Here is a 6,836-nt window from a genome sequence, read left to right as displayed (position 1 = left end):
CATTCAAGTTTTTTATATTACTTGCTTATAATTCGAAAATTTTATATAAATTTGTGGCGGTATTAATTATCGACGACCTACCCTAAAAAGCAAGCCGCCACTAAAAAATTTCTGAGTATGAAGATAAATCAAAAAGAAGGACAGGACAAACTGCCATCGTTTTTCGAGACGTTGAACACTACTATCAACCGTCCACTGGAAAGCCTTCAGAAACTGGAGGAATTCATCACGACTGACGTCTATACCCAGCAGAATACGGAAGGGTATAGAATTGATGCCAAGATAGACAGAAAACTGGCAATGAGTAGAAAGCAGAGATCGCATGGCATCTGCCCTTCTATCCAATTCATGCGCACAGGAAAAAAGCTGGAAGACTTCGGATGGGAAACCTTCTGGCTCATGCTGGACTATGACAACCTCTCACCGGAACAGATGGAACTGGCAATGGAGAAGGTGAAAGGCATCAGGAACACCATGGCGGCTTACCGGACCATCAGCGGGAAGGGAATCAGAATCCTGTGCCGATACACCCGACCCAAAGGCTGTCCTCTGGCAGCCACCGACCTGCACCATATAGCCATCACCAAGGCGATAAAACTGTATGACGAAGCACTAGGACTGAAGGCTGACAGACAGTGCACCAACATGACCCGAATCTGCGGTCTGGCGCACGATGAGAATGCCTACTTCCAATGGGATGCCACGGCGATTGACGTGACGACGGAAGAGACCGAAGACTTCATCCGCAACGAAGAGAAGAAGGAGGAAGAGAAACGCAAGCCGCCTAGAAAGCGTAAGGCTGGAAAAGGCGCCCCGACGGCTGAGGAACAGCAGAACACGACACCACCCAACTCTGAAGATATCATCAGAAAAGTGGAAGAGATGTCGAAAAACTGGTATGTGCAGTTCGAAACGGGACATCGGCATGAATTCGTCATGCAGTTTGCCACCTTCTGCCACAACTACGGGGCAAGGAAGGAGGATGTGGAACAATGGATGACGAAGGAATATGCCGCACACGACGGAACACAGCAGGTGATTGACTGGGTATACAACCATACGGAAAGCCAGGGATGCTGGAGCTGCGAAATGCCTAGAGGAAACACGAAAAAACTCGCATCCACCAAAAACGTCATGCAATGGCTGGAGACCAACTACGACTTCCGCCACAACACCATCACCAACAAGCTGCAGCTCAGGGGACGCTATGTGGGAAAGACCAAGTACTACCGCTGGACCGACGTGGAGGATTCCATCATGAACTCCATCTTTCTCAGAATGGAAAAGGACGGAATCAGAACCTCGACCAAGCGACTCAACATCATCGTGAACAGCGAGTTCAGCGTCGACTACAACCCGATGGAGGATTATCTCAAGGACCTGCCACCCTGGCATGAAGGCGACCCCGACTATATCGCGGAACTCGCCCGAAAGGTGACCGTGATGGACTGTCCCGACAACTATCATACGGAAGAGGAATTCGTTGAGATTTTCAAGAAATGGTTTGTAGGAATGATCGTGGAATGGACCACCAGCCATACTGCCAACCAGGCTATCCTCATCTTCGTGGGCAAGGGCGGCATCTTCAAGACCACCTTCTTCGAACGCCTCCTCCCGCCATCGCTGCGAGAATACTTCGCCAACGACTCGGCGGGCGACTACAAGTCGAAGGAATTCCTGGAGCTGATAGCATCGAAGGGACTGGTACTGCTGGATGAGTTCGGAGTGCCCCATGGCAAGAACCTGAATTCGCTGAAGAGCAGCATCACCAAGATGGCAGTAACCTATCGCATCCCCTACCACATGTACAGCTGCCAGCTGAAGAGGAATGCCTCCTTCTGTGCCACGAGCAACAATGTCCATATCATCCCTGAGGACGAAAGCCGCAGATACATGACATGGCATATCCGGAAGATAGAAAATCCCTATACCCATCCCTTCAACTATGAGGGCATCTACTCCCAGGCGGTGGCACTTGCCAGGAAGGTGCTCGAAAAGAAGAAGAAGGGACTGACGGAGGACGACTGGAAATACTGGCTCACCGATGAGGAAATCAAGCGCCAGTCGGTGCGCAACAAACTGTTCCAGGTGAACGACTACATAGCCGAAAGAATCCTCAAGTTCTACAAGGTTCCCGATGAGGATACGCCTGTCCAGAACATCTTCCGTCGCCGCACCAGTGATATTCTGGAGCGCATCTGCACCAATTCCATCTTCCGCGACACGATGTCAAACCGTGACATCAGCCAGACGATGCAGAATCTCGGCTTCCAGCAGAAGCACGAAGAGGACGGCAACAAATGGATTGTTTCGGAAATCCTGCCTACCGACAGAGACCTGATGGATAAGGGTAGATAAGCCCCCCTATCCTACTGAGAAAACAATTTCTCCCTGAGAGATATTTTTTTATCTCTCAGAGATAATTTCCTATCTTTCAGAGAGATTTTAAAATTTCCCGGAGTTTTTAAATGAAACCTATAAAATTATGAAATAGCCTATGATAGAAGTCAGAAATTACGATAAGGCAGAGCTTGCGATGCTCTACTTTCCCAAGTCAACGGAGAAGGCGGCTCTAGCCCGCCTATCACGCTGGATCAAGCGCATCCCCGCCCTGTTTGCCGCCATTTATGGTCCCCAGCAGTGCAAGCGCCTCCACTACTTCACCCGCCACCAGGTAGAACTCATCTTCGAATACCTGGACGAGCCGTAGAAGTCCGTCTCCCCACAGATTGTTTTTAAGTCCCACTGATTGGGTTTTTAAGTCCCACAGATTATTTTTTAGTCCCACAGATTTCACAGATTTACACAGATTATATTTTCCCATTATCATCAGAATGTTCTGTGTAAATCTGTGAAATCTGTGGGACTTTAAAAAAACAATCTGTGGGACAACTTTATTTCTCATTATTCTCGTATTTCTCGTTAACCCTAAATAGCACCGCGCAAATGTTGTATCTTTGCATTGTCAATCAAGAGAGATTGGCTGGAGTTAAATAACTAAATTATTAATCACTAAAAAATTTTTGTTATGTTGTTGTTCAAATTAGTTAAGTGTGCCAACAGCCTCATCAAGAAGGCGTTCGGCAAGTTTTATGCAAGACCTGTTGTGACTCACACCATCGGCATCGCCGAACTGGCAGAGCACATGGCTTCTCACAACACCCCATTCTCGGCCGGTACCATCAGAGGTATCCTCACCGACATGGTGGTCTGCGTTAGAGAACTGGTCATGCAGAACGTGGCGGTAAAGATTGAGAACCTCGCAATTTTCAGCATCGGTATCCGACCAAAGAAGGGAGCCGACAGCGAGGAGGAGTTCAGCGTGGCTAACCATATTGACGGAGTGAGACTCCGTGCACGCGCCACGGGTAAGTTCTCCAACAACCAGCTTGACCTGGAGGCTACGCTCAAGAACGTGAAGGACCTCACCAAGAAGAAGGAGAGCAAGACTCCTGGTTCGGATCCCGGCACCGATTCCGGTTCCAACACCGGTTCGGATTCCGGTAACCAAAGCGGATCGGATTCCGGCAAGGAACAGGGGTCTGATAGCGGAGACGTAGGCTTGTAGACCGAAAGAAAGAGAAAACAGAGATACGAAACGAAATCGATTTAAGAACTAATGGTTAGATAACCGGGCGAAGGAATGCGACAGGAGCATTCCGATGATTAAAAAGAGGGGGCAACATACTTAGCCCCGACAAGTCCATACAGTTTCATCATCATGTACGGGTGCTTGGGTATTTCCTTCGCCAGGGTTATCAACCCCTAAAAAACCACTAAAAAAAATGAAAAAGATCAATTGGAAAGCTGTCATTAATTTCATGATCACTGTACTTACTGCCATCGCCAGCTCATTCTTCGTGACAAGCTGCAAGTAGAACTAAATTAACCACTAAAAAACTCTTTGATTATGCAGAACAGTAGAAAAATCTCATTGATTGTGGTACATTGCAGTGCCACCCGTGTTACCCAGAACTTCACGGTAGAAGATCTGGAAGCAAGCCACCGTGCCCGCGGTTTCACCGGAATAGGCTATCACTTCTACATCACCAAGGACGGCGTTATCTATCCCTGCCGTCCGGAGAACAAGATCGGTGCCCATGCCCGCCACTACAACGCCCATTCCATCGGAGTATGCTATGAGGGCGGACTGGACGAGAACGGACAGCCAGCCGATACCCGAACCCCGGCACAGAAGGACTCGCTGAAGACACTCCTGAAGAGTCTGATTCTCAGCTATCCTGGTGCAAAGATTCTGGGGCATCGCGATCTGCCTTACGTCAGAAAGGAATGTCCTTGCTTCGACGTCAAGGCATGGCTGGCGCAGGAATCCATTATCTGATGGTTGCGCCGAAATACTTCACAAACTTAATCTTCTTTCCATCCATGCGGACTGGCTTTTTCCAGTCACCACCCAGAATGAGGATGGTAGTCTTCTTGCCTGCCGGAATGGCATCTACCGCTTCCTGAAGCGTAAAGAAATCACCTCTACCCTCCTGGGATACCACATGGTCGAAATGACGGACGTGTTTCTTGAGTGCCGGAACCTGCTTGCCTATTTCATCAGCCAAAGCGTTGGCTACGATGCGGGCTCCATAGATATTATAATGTGTATTGTCTTTCTTGCCAGCGGGAACCTGCGGGTTCTCGCCTGGCAAGAACCACATGTGAAGCTTGCGGCTGCCCTCGATGCCCATGCTGGTCTCGATGTCGTGGGTAACCTTGGTAGCATCAACGAAAGGAACATTCAATGCCTTTGCCACATGACGAGGCGCTACCACATAGGCGCCATGCGTATCTATCAGGGTATCGCTGTTGATGAGCTCCTTGCCGTCATATTTCTTGTTGCGCAGCTTCTCATCATCATCATTCTTCAGTTCCTCAGAATAATAGCAACGGCGTACTACGGCATTGAAAAGTACCGGAATGCCGCCCTTGGCACGGGTCTCGTTCACATACTTGGCGAGATTGGCATCAAAGGTGGAACCCGGATCGGTATGGCGGTCGGCCATTGGCTTTTCGTCATTATGTCCGAACTGGATGAAGACATAATCGCCCGGCTTGATCTTGTCCAATACCTTCTGCCAGCGGCCCTCGTTGATGAAGCTCAGGGAAGAACGACCGTTGACAGCATGATTGTCTACGATGATCCTGTCATCGAAACAACCCTGCAGAACCATACCCCAGCCACGCTCAGGACTCGTCTTGTAATTGCCCTTCTCGGCTGCGGTAGAATCACCTATCACAAAGATGGTGGTGGTCTTCGTGCTGGATGTCATCAACAAAGCCAACAGGAAGACACATAAAATAGCCTTTATTTTCTTCATTGTTTTTGTAGTTTAAGAATTTGTCATTACAGAATAAAAAAAACTCGCCCTGCCATACCATATATTCACATACACAAGCATGAAAGGACGAGAACTAAACTTTTAAAACTTATTTCTTTACAGCAGCAATCAGCTCCTCGGTAGAAACCAGGGTCTGTTCACCGCTTTCCATATTCTTCAATGTAACCTTGCCCTGAGCCATCTCGTTCTCGCCTGCAAGCACTACAAACGGAATGTTCTTGGCATTGGCATAGCTCATCTGCTTCTTCATCTTCGCCTTATCAGGGAAAATCTCTGTACGGATACCGGCTGCACGGGCTGCACTGACGACAGGCAGACAGTAGGCAGTCTCCTTCTCACCGAAATTGATGAAGAGCACCTGGGTGGTATTCACCGCCTCCTTAGGATAGAGATCGAGCGCATTCAGCACATCATAGATGCGGTCGGCACCGAAACTGATACCTACACCACTCAAGCCTGGAAGACCGAAGATGCCGGTAAGGTTGTCATAACGGCCACCACCGGTGATACTGCCCATAGGAGTATCGAGCGCCTTCACCTCGAAGATGGCTCCGGTATAATAGTTCAAGCCACGAGCCAGGGTAAGGTCAAGTTCTATCTCGTTCTGCAAGCCTACAGCCTTCAAGGTATCGAGGATAAACTTGGTTTCCTCAACTCCCTTCAAGCCCACTTCCGAGCCTTCGAGAACCTTAGAAATTACTTCAAGCTTCTCATCGTTTGTGCCTGACAGAGAGATAATTGGCTGCAACTTCTCGATAGCTTCTTCAGAGATACCATCCTGACGAAGTTCCTCGTTTACATTGTCGAGACCAATCTTGTCGAGCTTGTCGATAGCCACGGTGATGTCTACAATCTTCTCAGCCTCGCCGATAACCTCAGCGATACCAGTCAGAATCTTGCGGTTGTTGATCTTGATGCATACGCGCACGCCAAACTTGGTGAAGACGGTATCCACAATCTGCATCAGCTCTACCTCGTTGAGAAGAGAATCAGAGCCAACCACATCGGCATCACACTGATAGAACTCACGGTAACGACCCTTCTGAGGGCGATCAGCACGCCATACAGGCTGAATCTGATAGCGCTTGAAAGGCATCTGGAGTTCTTCACGATGCTGGACAACGTAACGGGCAAAAGGTACAGTCAAGTCGTAGCGAAGTCCCTTTTCGCAGAGCTTGGCAGCCAACTTGAGCGATCCGAGCGAATGAATATCCTCATCGCTCACCTTATTCATATAGTCTCCTGAATTCAAAATCTTAAAGAGCAGCTTGTCGCCCTCCTCGCCATATTTTCCCATCAGAGTCTGAAGGGTCTCCATGGCAGGAGTCTCAATCTGCTGGAATCCGTAAAGGGCATATACGTCCTTGATGGTATTGAAGATGTAATTGCGCTTCGCCATCTCTACAGGACCAAAATCTCTCGTGCCCTTTGGTATACTTGGTTTCTGAGCCATTTATTAATGTTTATTGTTTAATGATTAGTGATTAA

7 protein-coding genes are annotated in these 6,836 nt (G+C 48.6%); 5 read left to right on the top strand and 2 right to left on the bottom strand.

Annotated elements, in window-relative coordinates; all coding sequences use genetic code 11:
- Nucleotides 1-117 precede the first annotated feature (117 nt).
- From F7D73_RS05535 to F7D73_RS05515, 5 genes are all read left to right on the top strand, one after another.
- Complete coding sequence (locus F7D73_RS05535; RefSeq protein WP_153122885.1) at nucleotides 118-2,358, top strand: BT4734/BF3469 family protein; 2,241 nt, start codon at nucleotides 118-120, stop codon at nucleotides 2,356-2,358.
- 139 nt (nucleotides 2,359-2,497) lie between these two features.
- Nucleotides 2,498-2,710 carry a DUF4248 domain-containing protein gene (locus tag F7D73_RS16380; protein WP_153122883.1) on the top strand — a complete coding sequence of 71 codons (213 nt, stop codon included), beginning with the start codon at nucleotides 2,498-2,500 and terminating at the stop codon, nucleotides 2,708-2,710.
- 318 nt (nucleotides 2,711-3,028) lie between these two features.
- Nucleotides 3,029-3,568: a DNA-binding protein gene (locus F7D73_RS05525; RefSeq protein WP_153122881.1), complete on the top strand. Its 540-nt coding sequence runs from the start codon at nucleotides 3,029-3,031 to the stop codon at nucleotides 3,566-3,568.
- A gap of 217 nt (nucleotides 3,569-3,785) precedes the next feature.
- Entirely contained in the window at nucleotides 3,786-3,878 is a 93-nt protein-coding gene (locus F7D73_RS05520; protein ID WP_153122879.1) for a smalltalk protein, read from the top strand.
- A 32-nt stretch (nucleotides 3,879-3,910) separates the two neighbouring features.
- A complete protein-coding gene (locus F7D73_RS05515) occupies nucleotides 3,911-4,342 on the top strand; it encodes an N-acetylmuramoyl-L-alanine amidase (RefSeq protein ID WP_153122877.1) in 432 nt (143 codons plus the stop codon).
- Here F7D73_RS05515 and F7D73_RS05510 read toward each other — a convergent pair.
- Nucleotides 4,335-5,327, bottom strand: coding sequence for a rhamnogalacturonan acetylesterase (locus F7D73_RS05510; RefSeq protein WP_153122875.1), 993 nt, complete (start codon nucleotides 5,325-5,327; stop codon nucleotides 4,335-4,337). The genes F7D73_RS05515 and F7D73_RS05510 overlap by 8 nt on opposite strands.
- A 109-nt stretch (nucleotides 5,328-5,436) precedes the next feature.
- The gene (gene hisS / locus F7D73_RS05505) at nucleotides 5,437-6,801 is read right to left on the bottom strand and encodes a histidine--tRNA ligase (RefSeq protein ID WP_153122873.1); all 1,365 of its coding nucleotides are present in this window, start codon (nucleotides 6,799-6,801) and stop codon (nucleotides 5,437-5,439) included.
- Between the last annotated feature and the right edge of the window lie 35 nt (nucleotides 6,802-6,836).

Origin of the sequence: Segatella copri, assembly GCF_009494395.1 — a bacterium.
Lineage (GTDB): Bacteria > Bacteroidota > Bacteroidia > Bacteroidales > Bacteroidaceae > Prevotella.
This window is presented reverse-complemented; position numbering and strand designations above follow the sequence as displayed.

Coding starts and splice junctions, on each gene's coding strand:
- F7D73_RS05535 (WP_153122885.1), top strand. CDS start 118: ATGAAGATAAATCAAAAAGAAGGACAGGACAAACTGCCATCGTTTTTC.
- F7D73_RS16380 (WP_153122883.1), top strand. CDS start 2,498: ATGATAGAAGTCAGAAATTACGATAAGGCAGAGCTTGCGATGCTCTAC.
- F7D73_RS05525 (WP_153122881.1), top strand. CDS start 3,029: ATGTTGTTGTTCAAATTAGTTAAGTGTGCCAACAGCCTCATCAAGAAG.
- F7D73_RS05520 (WP_153122879.1), top strand. CDS start 3,786: ATGAAAAAGATCAATTGGAAAGCTGTCATTAATTTCATGATCACTGTA.
- F7D73_RS05515 (WP_153122877.1), top strand. CDS start 3,911: ATGCAGAACAGTAGAAAAATCTCATTGATTGTGGTACATTGCAGTGCC.
- F7D73_RS05510 (WP_153122875.1), bottom strand. CDS start 5,327: ATGAAGAAAATAAAGGCTATTTTATGTGTCTTCCTGTTGGCTTTGTTG.
- hisS (WP_153122873.1), bottom strand. CDS start 6,801: ATGGCTCAGAAACCAAGTATACCAAAGGGCACGAGAGATTTTGGTCCT.